Below are 21,992 nucleotides of genomic sequence, written 5' to 3' on the forward strand. Positions count from 1 at the left end.
ATCTTCACACTGGGGGACGGACCTTAATAGGTCCGTCCCTCTCATCTTTTCCTATTATTTTTTGTGTGTAGCGTATTTTTTCATTCCTAGTGTTGTTCCACCAGCGATGATTAAGAGCGCTGCAAGAAGGAATTCAAATGGGAATTCGTTTCCGGCTGTTCCACCCATACCGGTGTTTGGCATTTCAGAAGGCATATTGGCTTTGAATTTGTCAGGGAATTGATCAGCAAATGCTCCTGATAATCCTTTTGCAGGATTCAGCATATGCTCATACGCCATACGGATTTGATCCCAAGATTTTTCGTAATCCCCGGCAGCATAGCTGTCGAATGCTCCAATCAGTTGATCCACGTGCATTTGAAGTCCTTCTGCCAGGGCGTCAGATTTCAAACGACCGTCCGTTGCCGTTTCAAGGAAATTGGAGAATTCTGCACGATATCCATCAAGGTTCTTAAGGGCTTCTTCTTTTGCTGCTTCATCTTCAGCACCTGTTGCTTTCACATAATCAACGAAGAACCCGATATGCTTGGACCACATGTCTTTGAACTGGTTACCTGCTTCTTCACCGTATACCGAAGCGATTGCTGCAGACAGGTCTTCGGTATTTGCATTTAATGCACCAACAGAAGCATCGAAATCTTCTGATCCGTCAATCCCGTTTTGCATGGCCATCGTGGCAAGGGCAGCATGCTCTGTTAATAAGTGGTTAAGAGTTGAACGTAAATCCGTTGCGGGAGTAACAGCCATCGTATTTTCGAATTTGTCAGGATATTGATCCGTGATGGCACTTGATAATCCTTTTGATACCATTCCCATATGTCCGATAGCCTCACGCTCGTATTCGTAAGCTTTTTCATAGTCACCGGCTACATAACTATCAAATGCACCGATCAGTTGATTGATATGCATTTGAAGTCCTTCTGCCAAACTATCAGATTTTAAACGTTCACCAGTTGCCGTTTCAAGGAAGTTAGAGAACTCTTCTTTGTAGCCTGCAAGATTTGCAAGTGCTTCGTCTTTCGCCGCTTGATCATCAGCACCTGTAGCTTTTACATAATCAACGAAGAATCCGATGTGATTCGTCCAGATTGTGTTGAATTGATTACCTGCTTCTTCACCATATACCGAAGCGATCGCTCCTTTTAAATCGGCTGCGTTATCATTCAGGGCACCGGCTGCTGCGTCAAAATCTTCAGCTCCTTCAGCTCCGCGTCTCATCGCTTCCACCGCTAAGTATGCATGCTCAGTAAGTAAGTGATCTAATGTTGTTCTTAATTCTCCTGCTGGAGTATCCACTTTCACCTCGTGTGAATGATCTTCACCGTTGTGGGCTGAAACTGTACCTACAGTCGGTACTAGTAATGTCATACTTAAAGGGACGGCTAAATAACTTTTTTTCATTTTCATAATTGAATCTCTCCTTTTGTTTTTTTATATTTTCATAAAGCTAACGACAGAAGTTCGAACATGGATCACATTTTTTTAATTTTTTTCTATTATTTTTTAATAGGGGCGAAAAGTAGGGTGTAAAAGATAACAAGGATAAGGGGTCTTCTACTATGTAGCCATATTAAAAAAAGTAGAAATAAATAATGAATAATCATTGTTTAACATTTGTATAACTTCTGTTATGTAGGACTAAATTCCCTAGTGCGAATTTCTTAAACATTTGGATAGGCGAATAAACGAAATAATCATCAATAGAAATAAAAAAAGCCCGGCAGTACTGGACTGCCGGGCGAAAACATTTATTGAACTTTTTTATATTTCCGAAGCTAAAACAATCTCCCCTTGAGGTAACTGGCTGTTCGCATCGGGCTCGAGAGTGATGGCCACCGTATCCCAATCTTTCTTCGTGAACTCTTCGTTAAATTTGAATACGACCGATCCTTTGCCATCCTTACTCGTGACAAATGTTCCGGCTCGCTCGGGTTTATCATCTTTAATGAGCCAGACCTGATACACTTCTTCGTTAGTGAGACCCTGAAGCTCTGAAGCCTGGACCACCATGCTTGTTTGTTCACCCTGCTTGATGATACTTGCCGTACCTTTGGCATCACCGCTGACGGCAGCCAGGTCGACATATTGTACTACCTGATCGATGGTTGCTTGTTCAACCACTTCATTCTGGTCCTCGATCTGTGTAAACAGATACGCATTCCCGATTAAGGAAAAGGCCAGGGCTGCTGCGACAGAAGGGAGGAACCATGATCTCTTTTTCTTATTGGAGAAAGGTTCGACGTTAGCCTTTGGCTTCTCTTCACCCAGAATGTTAGCCAAAACACGGTCTTCCAGGTCTTTAGGAGGCTCGACAACATCAGATGCGAAAGGCATATATTCTGCTAACTGCTCCAGTTCATGAAGTTCTTCCTGACACTGGGGGCAGCTTTCCAGATGTTTTTCAAATTGGGCTCTCTCAAGTTCAGATAAATGACCGTTGTAGTAATCCAGTAAGTAATCGCATTGGTGTGTAGTCATTCGAATTGACCTCCTTTCCCTTTAAGACACGTGTGTAAATGCTTTAGCGCCAAACGGATTCTTCCTTTGACAGTACCTAGTGGAATGTCAGTGGAATCGGCAATGGATTGTTGAGTCAACCCTTTGAAATAGAACAATTGTACAATGTTTTGCTGTTCATCTTTCAACGACTGGATACACTCCCGAATCGCGGTTCCTTTTTCTTTCCATTCCAACTGATCGGCAGGAGTCTCATGGGTCACCTGCAGGGAGTCTTTCTCTATATATTCAACAGACTCATGTTTCTTTCGCCTGCGGATCGCATCAAGGCACGTATTTCTCGTCATCGTTAACAGCCATGATGAAAATTTTCCTTTACTGTGGTCATAGGGAGAGTGCTTTTTCCAGAGTTTCATAAATACCTCTTGAATCACTTCCTCTGCAATTTCCCGATCACCTGTCATTTTATAAGAGAATGAATAAATCAGTTTTTCGTATTGTTGATAAAGTTGTCGTAATGCTGTTGAATCTTTGGCTAAAACTTGCTGATACAGTTCTAAATCGTGACGATCATTGGGCATATTACGCTCCTTATCTTTGACATATAAAATAAGGATACTAAACAACGGAGAGGAACTCAATTTTAATAAGCTAACGAATGGAATTAGATTTTGGATCATAAATGTTTGAAGAAAATGTTAGTGGGGTAAATAGGGGAGTTTCGGATTGATAATAAAATATCCCCCAATGAAATGGGGGATACCTCGTGTTTATTTTACTTTTTGTAACTTGTGAATCACGGATAGGGAACGTCCTGTGCCGATTGCCACTGATTCCAGCGGGTTTGGAGCTAAGTGAACCGGTACAACGATCTCTTGGCTTAGCCAATCTTGAAGTCCGTTTAATAGCGCTCCACCACCAGTCAGAATCACACCGCGATCGACGATGTCCCCACTTAGTTCAGGAGGACAATTTTCCAATGTCGCTCGGATCGTTTCCAAGATGTGAAGAAGAGATTCTTTCAACGCATCCTGAATTTCGTTTGATGATAGTTCAATCGTTTTTGGAAGTCCAGTCACGAGGTCACGTCCACGAATATCCATCGTTCTTTCTTCATGGTCGATCAGTGCTTGACCTACTTCGATTTTTACTAATTCAGCGGTTCTTTCACCAATCAGTAGATTGTAACGTTTGCGAACGTACTGAACGATATCTTCATCCATTTGATCTCCACCGATACGGATCGTGTTACAGGAAACAACGCCACCGTAAGAGATGATCGCTACTTCAGTCGTTCCACCACCGATATCAACGATTACGTTGGCAACAGGCTCACCTACAGGCAAGTCAGCACCGATGGCAGCAGCTACAGGTTCTTCAATAAGAGTCACGGATTTCGCACCGCTTCCTCTCACGGCATCCTGAATCGCTCTTCTCTCGACACTTGTAGCACCAGAAGGCGTACAAACAACAACCGTTGGCTTGCGGATAGAGAATCCAAGTTTTTTACTCGCTTTTTTCATCACTTGTTTTAACATTTCAGTTGTCACGTCAAAGTCGGCAATCACACCATCTTTAAGCGGGCGCACAGCCACAATCTTTCCTGGCGTTTTCCCGATCATGCTCTTGGCTTCGGTTCCAACTGCCAATACCGTTTTATTCTCTGTGTCAATCGCGACAACAGATGGTTCATTAAGTATAATTCCTTTATTTTTACTATAAACAAGTATATTTGCAGTTCCTAAATCGATACCAATTTCAGAGTTTGATAACATCAATATTCCTCCAACTATAAGAATTCTAGACAGTATAACCTTCTATACAGTATAGGAGATTTTTGAGGGTTATGAAGGTGGAGATATTTACCACCGACAAATTATTACAAAGTATGACAGAAGTGAAAGCGTTTCGAAAAAATAAAAAGTGTGTGATGGAGGGGTTTTGTATACCTATATGGGTAAGTGGGGACGGAGCTTGAATTTTTGTTCGTTAAAAAAATTTAAACGTTCTGTAATATAGATGGGGATGTTTGTAGTAGTCGGATGGTGGTAGCCGATACTCCGTCTATATCACATTCAATCTATCAAACAAAAAAAATGCCCCCACCAAGAGGCATTTTCCCATTATCAAAGCGTAAACCGCTCCAATTCTTTTTTCATTTCTGCTGTCATTCCGTTCAATTTTCCTACCTGTTCATTCATTTGCTCGAAGTACCTCAGCTGCTCTTCTGTTGAAGAAGAAATTTCTTCTGTTCCGGCAGCGGTTTCCTCTGTGATCGCCGAGATGTTTTCAATGGCTGCAATCACCTGGTTGGTACGCTCATTCGAAGCAAGCATTCCATTTTCAAGTTGTACTAAATTTTTATAAATGGTTGAAACATTTCCGGAGATGTCTTTAAACGCATGCTCTGTCACACTCATGGAGTCCACTTGCTGAGTAGAAAGGGATTTCCCCTTTTGGGAAGCTTCCATAATAGAGTGGATGCCGTTTTTGATATTTCCGACCATGTTACCGATTCGCTCGGTTGCAACAGATGAGTCTTCTGCCAGTTTTCGGACTTCCTGGGCAACGACGGCGAATCCTTTTCCAGCGTCCCCGGCTCTGGCTGCCTCGATTGCTGCGTTGAGTGCCAAGAGATTGGTTTGATCGGCAATTTCCCTGACCGCATGGGAGGCATGTTCAATTTCCCCGGTATACTGGGCAAAAGATTCGATGGAATCCATGATGGATGAAGAAGATTCAGCGATCATTTCAGCGAATTGCTGCTGCTTATTTAAGGAGGCCCGGCCATGCTCAACCGAATCCAATGCCACTTTACTGCTAGCGGACGACTCTCCGCTTTGTTTCACATTCTGGGCAAAATCATCACCCATCAGAGACATTAATGCAGCCGTTGATTGAATGTCTTCAGAGATGGACTGACTTCCTTTTGCCAGTTCTTCAGTCGAAATCGCCACCTGGTTACTGCTTTCTGCCAAACTCGTCATTTGTGAGCGTACATCCTGGGTGAACTTCTCTACATTTGATCCGATCTCATGGACGGATTGAACCGTACTCCGCAGGTTCAGAACCATATGATGGAAAGCCGTTTGAAGTTTGTCCACTTCAAATTTACTGTTTCTCTCTTTAACCGAAGCAACTGAAATCGTTAAATCACCATTGGCCATCTTTTCAGCGTTATCCACCATAATGTTTAAAGGCTTCACAATCCGCTGTGTCAGTAAGGTGGATGCTGCCATAGAGAGGATGATGGTTAAGATAAATCCGATCACTGCCACCCACACGATAAATTCAATTTGCCTCTTGTTTTCTTTTAATAGATTTTGATACCAATCATTTGTTTGTTTCGTTAATAAATACATATCGTTCAGGACTCCGGAGATACGGATCGACTGTCGTTTGATCTCCGCTTTGTTCATGTCAGTGAGAGCTGCATCTGAGGCAGTCTTCAAATCTGTGAATTTCGTCTCGATGGATGAAAGGGTTTCTTGCTGATTTTTAACGGTCAGAAGCTTTTTCAAAACGGATATCTGCGTAGATGTTTCTTCCAGGATACCTTCTACCATTTGTTTGTTTTCTGCTGTTGAATTGACGGAGTAATTGGATAGTGCCTGCTTTGCCACAATCAAATCTCCCCGCAATGTCTCTGTTTCAAGAAGCACTTGTACATCTTCATTTGCAGAATTTTGAAGAGAAATCAATTGAGAGACGATGTACCCAATGATAATCGTCGAAAGGATAAGGGGGATAAGTCCCAAAATCAGTAAACGTTTTTTTAATGCCATGAGAATACTCCTTAGATGAGATTTATTGCAATTTAATCGTAATGTCCCCAGAGATGATTTTGTTTTTAGCATCTTCTAGTTGTTTCGTTTCTTCAGAAGACAAGCTGGTGACTCGAATGGGAGCTAATCCCACTCCGTCTTCCTTAAGACCCAGCTCGAAGGCTTGTTGAGTTATTTTTTGATTTGAAATGAGCTCTTTTGTAACGTTGAAAACCGCGTTATCCACTTTTTTCACCATGGACGTGACGACGGACTTTTCGGCGATGAAGTATTGATCCGAGTCGACCCCTCCAGACAAAATGCCTGCTTTTTGCGCAGTCTGAATCGCTCCCACTCCTGTAAAACCAGCGGCAGGATAAATAAAATCGGCGCCTTTTTTCATTTGGTTCTCAGCTATTTTCCCGCCAAGCTCAGCGTCACCAAAGTTGTCGGCATTGTCTTTCAATACCTTTATGGAAGGGTTGATGTATTGAGCCCCTTGTTCAAACCCTTTTTCAAAACGTTGAATAACAGGAACATCGGCCCCGCTAATGAATCCAATCGTGTTGCTTTTTGATTTCATGGCCGCCACCATACCGAGAAGGAAGCTGCCTTCATGTTCTTTGAACGTAATGGATGTAATATTCTCCACATCTGAATATCCGTCTATCAATAGAAATTTCTGGTCAGGATTTTCTTTTGCAATCTTTTCAATCGCAACTTGAATCGAGAACCCAAGACCGATCACAAGCTCATGCTTCTGATCGACAAGCTCCTGGAGTGCTTCTTCAAAGTTCCCGTCCGGTGCTTCTCTATAATCAAATAAAATTCCTAATTCATCCCGTGCCTTTTCTAATCCTCTAAATGCCGAATCGTTAAACGATCCATCTCCCAGCCCTGTGTCAGAGAGAAGGATTCCAATACTCTGCTGCTTTTCTATACCCGCTTCTTCCGTCATGGGAGTGGAACATCCCGCCACAACAAGCATAACAAGAAGAAACATGCTGATTATTCTTTTCAAAACGCTACCTCCAAATAAGTCAATGTTGAGACACTTCACATGTCCGTACCTCTGTATTATCGGAGGGACGGACCTATTTTGAAGGGGAGGAGGGAAAAAAGTGTTGTGGGGATGACTGGAGTTTACGGAGAGAAGGTGTGGTTTTGATATCGGCAACTAAATGAAAAATTACAATTATCTGAGGTAGAATCGCAATTGAAGTGATCGGAAAAAGGGGAAGGGGTGAATTTAGGACGGAGAATGAGAAGTGTTTTAGGCATCGAACACAAGATATCAGCGAAATATTCGATATATCAGCGAACGGACTCTTCCACAAAAAAAGAGATGCTCTCAATAAGCATCTCCCATTCCTCAATACGCTTTACGGAAAAACTCCGCAAGTTCCTGACTATGTTTTTTGCGTGCTTTACGGTGCTCGGCACGGTTCTTGGCTGTTTCGTTCAGCCATTTTTCTTCTTCTGTTTCCGGTACGACTTCCGCAATGACGGCTGGTTTATTGCCTTCTAAAGCAACAAAGGTCAAGAAGGAAATGGCTGCCACATTGGTTTCTCCTGTTAGAAGTACCTCTGAAGTGACCTTCACACAAACCTCCATGGAACTGCGTCCGGTATACGTGACCATCGCTTCCAAAGTCACAGCATCCCCGACTTTGATGGGCTGCAGGAAGTCGACGGAATCTGTTGAAGCCGTTACGACGGGCTTGCGGGCGTGACGGGTAGCGGCAATGGAGGCCACGTCGTCTATATAAGCCATCAGTTTTCCACCAAACAATGTACCATGATGGTTGGTGTCGGGTGGAAGAACGTGGGTCGTTTTACTTGTTTTCGTTTCTTTCATGAACTTTTTTTCTCTCAATGAATTCACCTTCCGTTGTCAATGTGAAAAAAGATTGCTACCTTATACTATTCACTAAAGGGGGTCGGAAGAAACATAATCACGAGAAAAAATTATAGAAATATACTAATGATAATGGCCGTGATGAAGCTGGCCAGTGTACCGGCTATGATGGCCTTCAAGCTTAACTTAGAAACCATCGGACGCTGTGTTGGCTCCAAAGAACCCAATCCGACGATCAATTGACCAATCGAAGACAAGTTCGCAAAGTTACAAAGGGCAACAGAAAGAATGGCAACGGTCTTTGGTGAAAGATCGTTCATCATTCCTGAGAGTTCTTTGTATGCAACGAATTCATTCACAGAAAGCTTCGTCCCGATGATTGAGGCCGCACGGAACGCTTCATCCACTGGAATACCGACGAGGAGTGCCAGTGGATAGAACAAGTAACCGAATACTGTGGAAAGACTCATATCGACTTCACCCAGCAGTCCGTTGACGAGAGCAAGGATACCGATGAACGCAATGAGCAGTCCCCCAATATTGATGGCCAGTTGTGTACCACTAAGGGCACCTTCGGAAATCGCTTCGAATACGTTCGTATGAGTGGTTTTTCCTAACGAAATATCCCCATTCGTCTTGGATTCTTCCGTTTCCGGCTCGATGATTTTGGCAATCACAAGAGAGACGATAGGCACACTAAAGACGGATAAAAGAAGGAATTTCATGTCGATACCCATCAATGAATATCCGATTAATATCGCTCCGCTTGCTGAAGCTGTCCCCCCAACCATCACGGCAAAAAGTTCAGAACGCGTCAGCTTAGCTAAATAAGGCTTAATCAACAGGGGAGCCTCTGCCAAACCAAGAAAGGAATTTCCGATCGCATTAAACGACTCAACCTTTGTCGTCCCAAGGATTTTACCCAACCCGATTCCGATATATTTTACAAAGAACGGGATGATGCGTAAGTAATAAAGTGCTGAAATGAGTGCAGAAATAAAGATGATTGCACCCAGAACATTGATTGCGAAGACAAATGAAATATTTGTACCTTTTTCGAAGAATCCTCCGAACACGAACATGATTCCTTCATTGCTGTAGTCGATCACTTTCTGTACGCCGAGGGCTGCTTTTTTCAAAATGGTTTGTCCGAATGGGACTTTTAATACAAATAAGACAAGCAGGAACTCAAGGCAAATCCCGATGATAATCGTGCGCCATTGAATGCTTGAGCGGTTGCTGCTCAACAGCCAGGCTAAAAATAGAACTCCAAGTAATGATAAGATGCCATATACTAAACTCACAATACCAATCCCCCAAAATGTAATCTTCAACGAATTCTCAAGTTTACGTCGTATGATGTCAGACCTCTTGAAAAAACAAATAAAAAAGTGCATGAAGACATTCTCTAAAAAATAGGGAAAGTCTCCATACACAAACAGCATATAGAAAAGACTTTCCTTATAGTCCGGCACTTTAAGGCTGCCAGGTAGAGACTTATGGTCCATATCACCATAGATATATAAGGAATTCGTATGAAGTTGATTTGAAATATGTTTTCTACTTTATCACACGACTGAAGACGATCACAATGGTTTTTTAAAAAAGAAAAGCATGGAAAAACGTGGTGATTCTTTTTCACTATTTTTAACAAAATTCCAAAAATAATAAAAAAGAGGGACGGACCTTCATTCCTATGACCTGGTCATAGGAATCGAGGTCCGTCCCTATCTTGTGTCTTCTTATTTTGTACGCTCTAATAGGTTTGCAAGAACGTGTTTTTTGTAGGATTCTACATAGCGTTCCTCGTAGTGGCGTACGCCTGCTTTTTTTAGTTCTTGTACGTACCAGCCTTTGCTTCCGATATGCATTGAAATCAACATCCTTTCTTTGCTTGTTATTGAGTGGAATCTCCGACTAGCTCTTCGCATGAGCTACGTTAAGATTGCTTACGGTTGTACATTGTAACATCTCATATTTCATGAAAAAAGGGGGGAAAGGGAATTTTTCGGATTCATCCTTTTCTGAATATTTTTCAGGGGGGATTATTTTTTTGAAAAAAAGTGATCCAAAATTGAACCATCTTCGTTAGCTTTGTGAAAATTGGATGGAGAGTGCCTGTATCAGGTACACCTCACCCCAATAAAGCGAATCGGAAGGAGGTGACAAGACGCAGTGCATAAACACCTAATTCAGGCTTTGTTATTTCTGGGAGTCATCAGTATTCCCACTTTTGCTTCTGCAGATGGCGGACTTCTCTCCGATGTCACAAATGAAGTCGACGCTGTTACTGATGAAGCAACGTCAACCGTGAATGAAGCCGTATCCGCTCCTGACGAGGAGAAGGACAAACCTTCCATTGAAGAGAAAAGTACAACTTCAAAGGAGGAGAATCAATCAAAAGGGAATTTACTTTCGGGTACAGTTGATTCGGTGACAGAAACGGTTGATCAGTCGACTGGGACCGTTTCAAATACAGTGAATTCCGCAACCAAAACGGTCGGAAATACTGTAGACAAAACCGTGGAACGTACAACAAAACCGGTTACTGATATCGTAGGGGAATCAGCGGCTCCTGTAACGGAAACGGTGAACAATACAACGAAGTCCGTTACCAATACTGTTGAAGAAACAACGAAAACAGCAACCAATACAGTTGAATCGACAACCAATACGGTCACGAACACGGTGGAAGAAACAACAGAACCAGTTACAGATTCTTTGTCAGACGATGAGCCTTTATTAAAAGTCGATCTATCAGAAGATCCTGAGGTGAAAGTAAATACAGGGATTATCGATATCGACGTTTCTAAGGATCCACAAGTAAAAGTGGATACAGGAGTAGTAGAAGCAGATGTTTCAGACGAACCATCTGTTGAAGTGGACACTGGAATCGTTGAAACAGAAGTAAACGATGAGCCATCGGTTGACATTAAGGTAGATGAGGAAGTAGAAGTGGAGAAAGAAGATGTTCAGAAGGAAACATTCAAAAAAGATGTCCCTGATGAAGCATCATCCAAAGGTACTGATGAAAATTCCATTAGAATTAGCAAAGCAAAACAATTAAAAGATTCAATACTTACCAAACCGGCTAAAGTTGAGGCAAAGGAAGCCTTCAAGGTGGAAGAACCGAAAAATCAGAAGGAACGACCTTTCACACCTGCCAAAAAGATGGAACCGGTATTAACGACAACAACCACGAATTCCATAAGTCAGCCTTCAAGCACGAGTGGAATGAATGGGCAAACCACCGGATCTAGCTCTCTATGGTATGTGTCGGACCAGCAAGCAGGGGCCGTCAACTTCCAAAAAGCTAATTTATATGAGAAAAAGAATCTTTATTATGATCAGTGGTTAAACGCACCACCGTCCCAACCACCTCAGGCAATCTCTTCTTTTCAAAGGTATATAAACTAAAAACTTTTAAAAGGAGAGAAAAATAAAATGAGAAAAAGCGTATTTAGAACATTAGTTATGACAGGTGGATTAGCAGCAAGTCTAGCAATCGGAGGTCACACAAGCTTAGCGGCAGGGAATGATTCACTGCTTAACAGCAATGATGGATTATTGGAGAACGTCAACATTCTTGATTCTGAAGATGGTCTATTAAATGGATTGAACATCGGTGGATCAGACGAAGAATCGAATACGGATGCAAATGCTGATGCGGATGCAAACGTCGTAAACGAAACAGTCGTTGATGAAGAAAACGATTCTGTTACTACTAAAAATGGTGCGGAAGCTACTTCAGATGTAAACGCAGCTGTTGAAGGAGAAGACGAATCAACAGAAGTGAATGCAGATACTGACGCTGCTACTATGAACGAAACAGTGGTAGAAGAAGATTCAGCTACTTCAAAAACAGAAGCGGGAGCATCACAAGATGTAAACGCAGCTGTTGAGGGAGAAGACGAATCAGCAGAAGTGAATGCAGATACTGATGCTGCTGTTATGAACGAAACAATGGTAGAAGAAGATTCAGCGACTTCAACAACAGAAGCGGGAGCATCACAAGATGTAAACGCAGCTGTTGAAGGAGAAGACGAATCAGCAGAAGTGAATGCAGATACTGATGCTGCTGTTATGAATGAAACAATGGTAGAAGAAGATTCAGCTACTTCAACAACAGAAGCGGGAGCATCACAAGATGTAAACGCAGCTGTTGAGGGAGAAGACGAATCAGCAGAAGTGAATGCAGATACTGACGCTGGAATCATGAATGAAACAATCTACAGTGAAGAAGATGATTCTTATGCCACTACTACTTCTGGAAACCTTACTTCTGGTCTAAATGCTTCTGCATCTGATGATGATAATGAAGTAATGGCTGATGCTATGACCGATTCAAATGTTTGGGTAAGTGCTGAAAGCAACGAAGAAGACGATTCTTCTAAAGCTTCATTTGGTACTGAATCGACAAATGGTCTTGTATTGGGAACAGAAGATAAAGAAGATGGTGACTCGTCTAAAGTAGAAGCGATGAACGATACTTCTCTTATGACAACAGTTGAAAACAGCGACGACTATTCTAAGTTTGAAACAAACGCAGCAAACAACCTGTTGCTAGGTGCTATGACGAACGATGAAGATAACGAATCTGCAGCTACTCTCATGAACGCAGTTGAAGCAGGACTATGGGCTGAATCAATGGATTCTGAAGAAGGAGAGTATACAAGTGCTGGATTGAATGCTGGTACAGATACAACTCTTGGATTCTTGTCTTCTGATGAAGAAGATGAATCTTCTCTAATGTCTAACCTTGGGGTGAATGCAGATGCAAGCTACACTCAATGGGAGAATGAAGATTCTTCAGACTCTGAGTTCAACCTTGGTCTTTCGACAGATCTTGGTCTAAATACAATGCTACAGTCTGGTGATGAAGGTTCTAATTTAGGACTGTAATATGAGAAAAAGGAATGATCCTCAACGGATCATTCCTTTTTATTGAACAGCTTTCTTCAATTCCAGTTCTTCTTTTTCAAAGCGCTCGAACATGATGAAGAAGAGTCCCGCACTCACCAGCGCAAGTATCGACAGGATGATAAACGTCCAATCGTATCCTACATAAAGTGATAGAGTGATGGAAAGAGGTGCGATCGTTCTCGCAACTGTAAAGCGCAGGCTGGCTGCAGCAAAGTACTGCCCCCGCATATGATCCGGAGCAAGCTTTGAAACGAAGCTTTGCTGGATACCCGCTGTCATGAGCTCTGCGAATGTGAACACCGCCATGGCAAACACGAACATCCAGACCGAGCTCGTTTGTCCAAACATAAAGATTGAAACGGCGTAGATGACGGAGGATAGGATGAACACATTACGCTCACGGAATTTCGTGATCCATCTCGTGATGACCACCGTAAGAAGGGCCACCAGGAATCCATTTTCAGATAAAATTAATCCGAATACCTGCTCACTCACAAGGGTCAATGACCAGTCCCCGAAGCTGAACAATGTGGCCTGATCGACGACATCTTTAATATATACAGGAATCAGGAGGTCCAATTGCATGAACGTTTGACCTACCAGGACTCCGGCTAAAATAAATAATAAAAACGTTTTGTCTTTAAAAATAACACTATAATCCTTCATTTGATCTGCTATCACACTATGCCAGACTTTCTTTTTTCCTTCTGTCACTAATAGCTTACTAGTGTCTGTAGGTGCAGTTTCTCTCGTCATTTTATATAAAAGAAGAGCTAAGAGCATGCAAATAAGCGCAGCGGCAATTAAAAGCTCGAAGCGGTAATGAACATAGAAAATCCCACCTAGTATCGGGCCGACCACCACGGCAATATTAATGGATGTGTAAAAGACGGCAAACACATGACTGCGGTCCTTTTCATCCACTACATCGGCCACCATGGCCTGACTTGCAGGCCAATAAAACGATCCAAATACCCCTACTAAACTAAAACAGATAAAGCCAATCATAGCTGAATCGAGCCAAGGTGAACTGGCCAGTCCAAAGATTAAAAAAGCAAAGCCTTGTCCAAAGGCCGAAATGACCATCATTCGCTTACGGCCAAAGCGGTCCGCACAATAGCCTCCCATCAGGTTTGCGAGTACGGCAAACACTTGCGAGAGAACCAATAGTAATCCTGCCGTCTGCTTTCCGAATGATTCTGTGAAATAAATCGTCAAAAACGGAAAGAACATCCAGAAGGTAATGTTAATCGCTGCTTCCCCAAACAGCCGAACCTTTAAATTACGGTCCCAATCTCTAATTCTCATCTATATTCCTCCCCTCGATGAAACGCTAGATGAACTAGAATATCATAGCTCGATAGGACAAAATAAACAAGACTGATTTACTGGTATTTACAAAATATTTACTCATGCAAAAGAGGCGTCTAAAAGATACCATTTCCTCCTTTCTGAATACATTAAAAGTATTGAAAGGGAAAGGAACGGTGGGTGGAGGTGATCGATAGGCTTATCCTTATTACCGGTGCATGGACGCAGGTGATCGGAACGGTGATTGCAGCAATTGGAGAAACCATGGTTCTACGAGAGGAGCGGCTTAATCAGGAGCGACTCGGATTTCGGTTAGTCTCCATCGGGAATGGCATTGAAGCAGCAGGAAACTCATTGCAGGCGGTAGGCGCTGAAAAGCTTTCCGACGGCTCGGAAGGAGAAACATTAAGAATTGTAGGAGACTGGATCCAGTCATCTGGAAACGTCACAAATGTAGTGGCCGCTGAGCTCCAACTTGCAGGTAGAGAAGAGGAAGGATTGAATCTTGATATATTAGGGGATACCTCTCAATCCATCGGTTCCGCACTTGAAGCTTACGGAGCAACCCTTATTAATCTTGAATTCTCAGATCTACTTGCAACGGGAAATACCATTCAATCTCTGGGTGCCGCACTTGAAGGGGTGGGAGAGTTGTATATTCTTAAGGGAAATAAAGAAATCGGCTTACAAATTACTGCGTTCGGAAGTTATGCCCAGGCAGCCGGAGCGACGATTGCAGCCATTGCGTTGACGAAGCAGTATGGGTGAGCTTTTTGACCGAAAGAGGAGAATTTTTTCGAAAATGGACTCATAACATGATGAAGGGAAGGTAGATGGGAGAAGGATACACCGGTTGAAAGGGAAAGGATTGCGTCTTTATTTTGATTTATGTGTCTTTTTTCAAATTTATGCGTCAAAATTTCGATAATTGCGCCTTTTTCCATTTACTTACAATAGATTGAGCGCTCAGTCAAACGATCCTATCCCATGCCCGACCTCATCTCCATAAAAAAATCCCAAAAGGCAGCCAAACCACCTTCTGGGATCCCACACAGCTAAATCTTAAAAGGCCCAACCGCCATCGCGGAATACGGCTTCAGTCGAGCCGTCTTCTTTCACTCCATCGATGTTCATTTTGTCAGAGCCGATCATGAAATCAACGTGAGTGATACTATTGTTCAAGCCGTTTTTCTCAAGCTCTTCTTCACTCATTTTCTTTCCGCCTTCGATACAGAATGCGTAGGCATTTCCGATCGCAAGGTGATTGGATGCGTTCTCATCGAATAATGTGTTGTAGAATAACACGTTCGATTGAGAGATTGGGGATTGATGAGGAACAAGGGCGATTTCCCCAAGGTAATGAGATCCTTCATCTGTATCCACAAGGCGCTTCAGGATTTCTTCGCCTTCTTCTGCCTTAACGTTTACAATGCGGCCGTTTTCAAATGTAATCGTAAAGTTGTCAATCACATTTCCACCGTAGCTGAGTGGTTTCGTGCTTGATACTGTTCCGTTCACACCAGTTTTTAATGGAACCGTGAATACTTCTTCCGTGGGCATGTTCGCCATGAAAGTGGTTCCTTGCTCGTTCACACTTCCAGCTCCTACCCACAGGTGACCTTGAGGAAGCTCGATCGTAAGGTCCGTCCCCGGTGCCGTGTAGTGCAGCTTTTTGTAGTTTTTGTCATTCAGGTATTCCACTTTTTCGTGCAGGTTTGCGTCGTGATCCTTCCATGCCTGGACAGGGTCAGCCTGGTCGGCACGGACGGCTTTGAAGATGGCCTCCCAAAGTAGGTCCACTTGCTCTTCTTCAGAAGCATCCGGGAATACTTTTGCAGCCCAATCTTTAGAAGGAGCGGCCAGTACGCACCAGCTTACTTTGTCCGATTGAATGAATTGACGGTATTTGGACATTGCTTTTCCAGCTACCTTTTGGAAGTTTGAGATACGATCTGGATCTACCCCTTTAAGCAAATCAGGGCTTGAAGATACGATGCTCATGAAGGCAGCTCCGCCTTCAGCAAGCTCTTCGACTTCTCTTGCTTTCCATTGAGGGAACTCCTGGAATGCTTCGTCTGGAGCAAGATCATATTTCGTACGGTTTACCACATCATCATTCCAGTTGACGTAGACATGCTTAGCCCCAACTTCATAGGCTTTCTTTACCACTAAGCGGACAAATTCTGCCGAATCGATGGAAGTGTTGATGACCAGGGTCTGACCCTTTTGAACATTGACGCCGACTTCAACAGCAAGACTTGCGTATTTCTCAAGATTTTGTTGGAAATTAGACATATGTATTCTCCTTTTTTCAGAATGTTCTATTACATTCTTATTGTATCAGTGCGGACACCGTTTGCAAGTGTTTACACCCATCTTTCTATCGTATGCGAAAGTATGGAAAAGTATTTGTTTCGTGCACGATGAAAATGAACGTTCTGTGGCATCCAAACAAGAAACATAGCAAACCAAGGGGCAACTATACTATAATGATTGAAGCAAGACTCCAGATAAAAAAGGGGGAAGAAACAGTGCCGTGGAATGTCCTTTTATTACGAATGTCCGCCATCTATGGGTTTATTGGAGCATTTCTTGGGTCTCACATGGCAGGAGCCGGATCGTATGCATTTAAGCCCATACATGCTCATATTTTAGTAGTCGGCTGGTTAAGCTTATTTGCATTTTCATCCTACTATCGTTCCTATCAAGTACCGAAATCTTCTAAACTGGCATTTGCCCACGTATGGACGGCAATTATCGGTTCGCTTGGATTAACTGTCGGAATGTGGATGTACAACTTAAATCCATTCAACCTTCCGGCAAGCTTCACGATGGTCTTCTATATAGTAGGAGGAAGCACGTTATTACTCAGCTTTTTCCTATTCGTGTTCATGACATTTAAATATAGTGAGAGCAAGAAGTAAGAGATGGCCTGTTTTCGTTGGAAAACAGGCTTTTTGGTATGGGGTGTGAGGGATTTGTGGATAAGTTGTACCAGGTACAATCTGATCGAAAACTGCTCCACTCCACAAAAAAACTCCTCCCCATCGAAATGGAGAGGAGTTTTTATACCTAAGTTGACGCTTCATCCTGCTGTTGCTCTTGAAACAAGAACCGGTAGTCCATCGGGTTTTGGATCAAATCGGCCAGGGTGTATTCGTCAAGGACAGAGAGATAGGCATTTAACGCTTTGCCGAGGACATGCTTTAATCCGCAGACGGGAGTGATGACGCAGTTATTATTATTGGCGTCAAAACATTCGACAAGATGGAAGTCCTCTTCTGTGGTTCGGACGAGTTTTCCGATATTTATATCTTCTGGGGATTGTGCCAGTTTGATACCGCCGTTCCTGCCGCGGATTGTTTCAATCAGACCGTTTTTCCCCAGTTCATACGTCACTTTCATCAGGTGATTCTTTGAGATGCTGTAGGCATCAGCGATTTCTTTTATATTAGAGAGTTCCTCTTTTGGTTTTGAAGCCAGGAAGATCAGGACTCTCAGTGAGTAGTCAGTGTATAAAGTTAGTCTCATTTATCTCACCTTTCCAATCCGTTATTTTTATTATACAGAAGGAAGCATGTTTGTGTCTAAATGTGGCTGTTTTGTTAAAGATGTATTTTATATATTGCTTTATAAAAAAAAGAGGAGTACCCTAAAGATGTATTCAAAATATATCTTCGAGGTGACCAAAATGCTATCTCAAAAAACCATTGAAATCGTGAAATCAACTGCACCTGTGTTAGAAGTCAAAGGAACGGAAATTACGTCCACTTTTTATAAAAATTTATTTACTAATCATCCGGAACTACTAAATATCTTCAATCATGCCAATCAAAAAAAGGGAAGACAGCAAACCGCATTAGCCAATACAGTGTATGCAGCTGCACAGAATATTGATAAGCTCGAGATGATTCTGCCGGTTGTAAAGCAAATCGCTCACAAGCATAGAAGTTTAGGGGTTAAGCCGGAGCATTATCCGATTGTTGGAGAGCATTTACTTCAAGCCATCAAACAAGTTCTTGGAGACGCAGCGACAGATGAGATCATTGAAGCGTGGGGAGAAGCATACGGTGTCATCGCCGGAGTATTTATTGATGTAGAAGAAGAAATGTACAAAGAAACGGAGAACAAAGACGCCGGATATAGAGACTTTAAACCGTTTGTAGTCGCAAAAAAGGTAGTGGAGAGCGATGTTATCACTTCTTTCTATCTTCAACCAAAAGAAGGGGGCAATGTCCCAACCTACATGCCGGGTCAATATATCTCTGTACGAGTGACGATCCCTGGTGAAGAGTTCACCCATATCCGTCAGTACAGTTTATCAAGTGCGCCTATGGAGAATCTCTTCAGAATTTCTGTTAAAAGAGAAGCAGAATTCGATCCGAAAGGGAAGGTGTCTAATTTCTTGCATGACAAAGCAGCCGTAGGAAGTGAGATTGAAGTCAGTGCACCAGCCGGCGATTTCTATTTAGGGGATGGCGAATCACCCGTTGCCTTTATAAGCGGAGGTGTAGGAATCACGCCTATGATGAGTATGCTTGAAACGGTCGCGCGAACGAAGCCGGAGAGACCTACTGCCTTTATTCATGCAAGCAAACATGAGGGGATCCATGCCTTTAGAACAGATGTCGACAGTCTAATGAACGAGTTGATGAATGGGGAAGCTTGCTATGTTTACGAAAATCCCCGTGACGAATCTCAAGGTCATTTTAAAGGATATGTGAACAAAGAGATCCTTTCCCAATATGTCGATGGAGAAACGGAATGCTATATATGCGGGCCGGTACCATTTATGAAAGCTGTCATCTCTACGTTGAAAGAGATGGGAGTTCCTGAATCGAACATTCACTTCGAATTCTTCGGTCCAGCGATGGATTTATCGAAGAAGGAAAGTGTAAATGTTTAATAAACGGGTCGGAGATTGGATTTGAAAATAAAGTGAGAAAGTTGAAAGGCCGAAATTGAAAAGTTGAAAATAAACTAAGTTTTTGCCTCTTTCACCGTCGCGATTCGTCCCGAGTTCAGCCAATCAAACAGAAAAACGCCAGGAAGCCCTGGCGTTTTTCGTATTTACAGTCGATGTTCGTCCTCATCCACCCGGTTTTTAAACGCTTCCTGGGTCACGATCAGTTCTTCATCCCCGGCTGCGTCTTCTGAGTGTTTCCCCTCTGGTGCACTATGCTGAGGGAAGTTTCCTGGATGTCCCTTTTTCTTTGAGTCGAACGATTTTCCACGTGCCATGTAAGCCACTCCTTTTCATCCGTGATACAGGTAGTTTTTCCAGCTCATACGAAAATATGTGAAGAGGAATTGTCAGAAAATAGACGTATCTTACACATACAGACCTGGAGTCTTTTGGATATACTAATGGTAACAAGTGGGTAGTAATTGATACGTCAAAGACCAGCCGCGTCCACTTTAGTTTGAAGCAGGAGGGGTTATGGATGGATTTTTCGATGATCATATCTGAACAACGAATTAAGAAGGCTTATGAAGAGGGCGAGTTTAAAGAGCTGCCGGGCTACGGTAAACCTCTTCATTTAGACGATGATTCAGGAGTGCCCCAGGAGTTGAAGATGGCTCACCGGATGATGAAGAATGCCGGATATACAACGGATGAAATGAATGTAAAAAAAGAAATGATGCGCATAGAAGACTTGATCAAAGCATGCGATGACGACTTGGAGAAGCAGGAGCTGCAGAAGAATCTGAATGAAAACATGCTGAAATACAACGCCATGCTTTCCAAGAAGAGAATCAATACAAATGGTTCTTTATTCAAAAATTATGATCATAAAATAGAAAACAAGCTGCTGAAATAATGAAAACACCACTTTCGACAAAGGAAAGTGGTGTTTCTTTATTTCTTCCGGGGTTCCTCTTTAAATAAGAAGAATGAGATCACTCCGGATAAGAGTGCCGCTCCAATGATGATCATCGTTTTGGCTTCGGAAGGAATTTCAGAGTATCCTTTGCCGAGCATCCAATTTGCTACCACGGCTACGATAAACATGATGGGAATCATCATGATGATTCTTCGTTTCAAGGTGCCACATCCTTTAGTACTCTAATGATGCTTTTAGTTTATCATATTTTACACCTCGACACTTCGTTGAATTCGTTCCGCACTTGTAGCGGTGTCTTGAACATATTGAGCAATCATGCGGTTATCACCATGAAGGGTTTCAATGGTAGCGCTGATTTCCTCAAGTCCTGCAGAGGTTTGTTGAATGACAGCTGCAAGCTCTTTCGTCGATAGCTCAGCTTCTTCGGTTTGGCCTCTTACTTCTGATGCCGTAGAGGTTAACGTATTGAACTCGTTTGACAAGGAAGCAAGCTTTTCACGCAGTGTCGTGAAATAATCTGTTACCTCACCGGTTGCTCCGACATTTTCATCCAGCTTTTCTGAGCTGAGATTCATGATTTCGACAGCAGAAGAGTTCACTGAATTAACGGAAGCGAGATTGTCGTTAATGCGGGTGGCTGTGTTTCGTGTAATCTCTGCCAGTTTCCGAATTTCATCGGCCACAATACTGAATCCCCGCCCGGCTTCACCTGCCCTCGCCGCTTCAATGGACGCATTCAGAGCAAGCAGATTGGTTTGATCCGTAATGTCTTGAATGCTTCCAATGAACGTATTCGTTTCTTCTATTTTGCTTGTTAATTCGCTGAACGTTTGACGAAGGCCTTCAATGATATTTTTCAACTCAATCATGTTTTCCTGCAAGTAAGTGACACGCTCACTGCCTGAAACTGCAATGGAATTCGCTTGAGTAGAATGGACAGTGAGGTTGTTTGAAAGCTTGGAAACCTCCTCCATTTTACTCATCGTCGTCTCGGAAACGGCAGCAATGTTGTTAATCTGATCACTCTGTGTGACGCTTCCCGCTGATATTTCATTCACGGCCGTTCTCATTTCATCATGTGAAACGAGGTGAGTTTGAATCTGCTCGTTGATTTGATGAATGCTTGTAGAGATGGTGGATAATTCTTTTTGTAGAAAGTTTCGTTGTTCTTCTTTTTTCATGCTCTCGCTTTCTGTCATCTTGATGAATTCCTGAAGCTGCTTGAATTGATTGCGGTTCAAATGAATCACCACTCCAAGGACCGTCCCCAATAGTACATAAACAAGCAGAGCCGGAACAAATAATTCTGTGAAAATCGGGTCGTTTGCAGGAGCAAGAGCTCCATTTAAGATGAATAAGGCAAGTCCGGACCCGTAACCGATTCCAAAGATCACTGGATTGAAATGAATCGCACTGATGACAGCCAAAAATAATAAGATGACTAATTCATTCGGATTGGACCCTTCTAAAAACAGCCAGATTCCGATAATGGCATAAACAGTAGGAATGCTGAAATAAACAAAGAAATGTGGTTTTTTCAATATTAATTGCAGCACAATGAAGTATGCGGACAGAAAGAGAATCTGTGAAGCGAAAACGATTACGGTAATGATTCCTGACTCATTTATGATGGAATACGTCAGGGCTGCTGCCAGGCTGATGGAATAGGTGATCAGGAGCAGCAGATTTTTCCTTTTACTATCGATTTCTTTTAATTGCTTTGGGGTCATGACGGTTCTCTCCTTTAATATAAATACCTATATATTACATATATCGACAAAAAAAGGTTGTTCTTTATAACGGTTTACAGTAATTTATGAGAAAATTTCGAAC

General features: G+C 42.6%; 21 protein-coding genes and 1 riboswitch. Of the genes, 6 read left to right on the forward strand and 15 right to left on the reverse strand.

All coding sequences use genetic code 11. The features are described from left to right. Positions 1–54: 54 nt before the first annotated feature. The 9 genes from ACOSV2_RS11985 to ACOSV2_RS12025 form a co-directional block, all read right to left on the reverse strand. A complete protein-coding gene (locus ACOSV2_RS11985) occupies positions 55–1,407 on the reverse strand; it encodes a copper amine oxidase (RefSeq protein ID WP_428975274.1) in 1,353 nt (450 codons plus the stop codon). 354 nt (positions 1,408–1,761) lie between these two features. Further along, positions 1,762–2,478: an anti-sigma factor gene (locus ACOSV2_RS11990; RefSeq protein ID WP_428975275.1), complete on the reverse strand. Its 717-nt coding sequence runs from the start codon at positions 2,476–2,478 to the stop codon at positions 1,762–1,764. Next, a complete protein-coding gene (locus tag ACOSV2_RS11995) occupies positions 2,475–3,038 on the reverse strand; it encodes an RNA polymerase sigma factor (protein WP_428975276.1) in 564 nt (187 codons plus the stop codon). The genes ACOSV2_RS11990 and ACOSV2_RS11995 overlap by 4 nt, the downstream gene beginning before the upstream one ends. Positions 3,039–3,227: 189 nt before the next feature. Next, complete coding sequence (gene mreBH, locus ACOSV2_RS12000) at positions 3,228–4,232, reverse strand: rod-share determining protein MreBH (RefSeq protein WP_034761217.1); 1,005 nt, start codon at positions 4,230–4,232, stop codon at positions 3,228–3,230. Between the two features lie 351 nt (positions 4,233–4,583). Then, positions 4,584–6,242, reverse strand: coding sequence for a methyl-accepting chemotaxis protein (locus tag ACOSV2_RS12005; RefSeq protein ID WP_428975277.1), 1,659 nt, complete (start codon positions 6,240–6,242; stop codon positions 4,584–4,586). A 22-nt stretch (positions 6,243–6,264) separates the two neighbouring features. Beyond that, positions 6,265–7,242: a BMP family lipoprotein gene (locus ACOSV2_RS12010; RefSeq protein WP_428975278.1), complete on the reverse strand. Its 978-nt coding sequence runs from the start codon at positions 7,240–7,242 to the stop codon at positions 6,265–6,267. A 351-nt stretch (positions 7,243–7,593) separates the two neighbouring features. Further along, a complete protein-coding gene (locus tag ACOSV2_RS12015) occupies positions 7,594–8,097 on the reverse strand; it encodes an acyl-CoA thioesterase (RefSeq protein WP_113968670.1) in 504 nt (167 codons plus the stop codon). 92 nt (positions 8,098–8,189) lie between these two features. After that, the gene (locus ACOSV2_RS12020; protein ID WP_428975279.1) at positions 8,190–9,383 is read right to left on the reverse strand and encodes a NupC/NupG family nucleoside CNT transporter; all 1,194 of its coding nucleotides are present in this window, start codon (positions 9,381–9,383) and stop codon (positions 8,190–8,192) included. Positions 9,384–9,523: 140 nt separating this feature from the next. Next, positions 9,524–9,625, reverse strand: a riboswitch (purine riboswitch). Between the two features lie 196 nt (positions 9,626–9,821). Continuing rightward, on the reverse strand, positions 9,822–9,950 hold the full coding sequence (locus tag ACOSV2_RS12025; RefSeq protein ID WP_082386245.1) for a YflJ family protein: 129 nt from the start codon (positions 9,948–9,950) through the stop codon (positions 9,822–9,824). A gap of 304 nt (positions 9,951–10,254) precedes the next feature. On the opposite strand from ACOSV2_RS12025, the gene ACOSV2_RS12030 reads away from it, so the two are divergent. Beyond that, positions 10,255–11,496 carry a hypothetical protein gene (locus ACOSV2_RS12030; protein ID WP_428975280.1) on the forward strand — a complete coding sequence of 414 codons (1,242 nt, stop codon included), beginning with the start codon at positions 10,255–10,257 and terminating at the stop codon, positions 11,494–11,496. 27 nt (positions 11,497–11,523) lie between these two features. Continuing rightward, entirely contained in the window at positions 11,524–12,981 is a 1,458-nt protein-coding gene (locus tag ACOSV2_RS12035) for a hypothetical protein (RefSeq protein WP_428975281.1), read from the forward strand. Between the two features lie 39 nt (positions 12,982–13,020). Here the strand turns inward: ACOSV2_RS12035 and ACOSV2_RS12040 are convergent, their stop codons facing one another. Continuing rightward, positions 13,021–14,310 carry an MDR family MFS transporter gene (locus ACOSV2_RS12040; RefSeq protein ID WP_428975282.1) on the reverse strand — a complete coding sequence of 430 codons (1,290 nt, stop codon included), beginning with the start codon at positions 14,308–14,310 and terminating at the stop codon, positions 13,021–13,023. A gap of 189 nt (positions 14,311–14,499) precedes the next feature. Here ACOSV2_RS12040 and ACOSV2_RS12045 point away from each other — a divergent pair, with 189 nt between their 5' ends. Beyond that, on the forward strand, positions 14,500–15,081 hold the full coding sequence (locus ACOSV2_RS12045) for a DUF6944 family repetitive protein (protein WP_428975283.1): 582 nt from the start codon (positions 14,500–14,502) through the stop codon (positions 15,079–15,081). 294 nt (positions 15,082–15,375) lie between these two features. On the opposite strand, the gene ACOSV2_RS12050 is transcribed toward ACOSV2_RS12045, so the two are convergent. Then, positions 15,376–16,608: an aminopeptidase gene (locus ACOSV2_RS12050; protein ID WP_428975284.1), complete on the reverse strand. Its 1,233-nt coding sequence runs from the start codon at positions 16,606–16,608 to the stop codon at positions 15,376–15,378. Between the two features lie 236 nt (positions 16,609–16,844). Between ACOSV2_RS12050 and ACOSV2_RS12055 the strand changes: the two genes are divergently transcribed. Continuing rightward, on the forward strand, positions 16,845–17,237 hold the full coding sequence (locus ACOSV2_RS12055) for a hypothetical protein (protein WP_428975285.1): 393 nt from the start codon (positions 16,845–16,847) through the stop codon (positions 17,235–17,237). A 148-nt stretch (positions 17,238–17,385) separates the two neighbouring features. On the opposite strand, the gene ACOSV2_RS12060 is transcribed toward ACOSV2_RS12055, so the two are convergent. Continuing rightward, positions 17,386–17,844, reverse strand: coding sequence for an RrF2 family transcriptional regulator (locus ACOSV2_RS12060; protein WP_428975286.1), 459 nt, complete (start codon positions 17,842–17,844; stop codon positions 17,386–17,388). Between the two features lie 160 nt (positions 17,845–18,004). On the opposite strand from ACOSV2_RS12060, the gene hmpA reads away from it, so the two are divergent. Beyond that, positions 18,005–19,219 carry an NO-inducible flavohemoprotein gene (gene hmpA / locus ACOSV2_RS12065; protein WP_428975880.1) on the forward strand — a complete coding sequence of 405 codons (1,215 nt, stop codon included), beginning with the start codon at positions 18,005–18,007 and terminating at the stop codon, positions 19,217–19,219. 164 nt (positions 19,220–19,383) lie between these two features. Here hmpA and ACOSV2_RS12070 read toward each other — a convergent pair whose 3' ends face one another. After that, positions 19,384–19,554: a hypothetical protein gene (locus ACOSV2_RS12070; protein ID WP_181778065.1), complete on the reverse strand. Its 171-nt coding sequence runs from the start codon at positions 19,552–19,554 to the stop codon at positions 19,384–19,386. A gap of 203 nt (positions 19,555–19,757) precedes the next feature. Here ACOSV2_RS12070 and ACOSV2_RS12075 point away from each other — a divergent pair, with 203 nt between their 5' ends. Continuing rightward, positions 19,758–20,135 carry a DnaJ family domain-containing protein gene (locus ACOSV2_RS12075; protein WP_428975287.1) on the forward strand — a complete coding sequence of 126 codons (378 nt, stop codon included), beginning with the start codon at positions 19,758–19,760 and terminating at the stop codon, positions 20,133–20,135. 38 nt (positions 20,136–20,173) lie between these two features. Here the strand turns inward: ACOSV2_RS12075 and ACOSV2_RS12080 are convergent, their stop codons facing one another. Continuing rightward, positions 20,174–20,359 (reverse strand): histidine kinase, encoded by a 186-nt coding sequence (locus ACOSV2_RS12080; RefSeq protein WP_113968678.1) that lies wholly within the window; start codon positions 20,357–20,359, stop codon positions 20,174–20,176. 48 nt (positions 20,360–20,407) lie between these two features. After that, positions 20,408–21,889, reverse strand: a complete 1,482-nt coding sequence (locus ACOSV2_RS12085; RefSeq protein WP_428975288.1) for a methyl-accepting chemotaxis protein — start codon at positions 21,887–21,889, stop codon at positions 20,408–20,410. Between the last annotated feature and the right edge of the window lie 103 nt (positions 21,890–21,992).

This window comes from Rossellomorea sp. DUT-2 (genome assembly GCF_052665285.1).